The sequence below is a fragment of the Pseudomonas serbica genome (genome assembly GCF_028823535.1).
In the GTDB taxonomy this organism is placed as follows: Bacteria; Pseudomonadota; Gammaproteobacteria; order Pseudomonadales; family Pseudomonadaceae; genus Aquipseudomonas; species Aquipseudomonas serbica.
Map to the genome: position 1 here is coordinate 1 of NZ_JAQIYM010000079.1, position 218 is coordinate 218.

General features: G+C 51.8%; 1 rRNA gene. It reads left to right on the forward strand.

The features are described 5' to 3' along the window. Window positions 1-218, forward strand: a 23S ribosomal RNA gene (locus tag NQL71_RS29825); the annotation flags it as partial.

Consider the following 218-nt stretch of genomic DNA (forward strand, 5'->3'; position numbering starts at 1 on the left):
AAGGCCGAGAGCTGATGACGAGTGTTCTTTTAGAACACGAAGTGGTTGATGCCATGCTTCCAAGAAAAGCTTCTAAGCTTCAGGTAACCAGGAACCGTACCCCAAACCGACACAGGTGGTTGGGTAGAGAATACCAAGGCGCTTGAGAGAACTCGGGTGAAGGAACTAGGCAAAATGGCACCGTAACTTCGGGAGAAGGTGCGCCGGTGAGGGTGAAG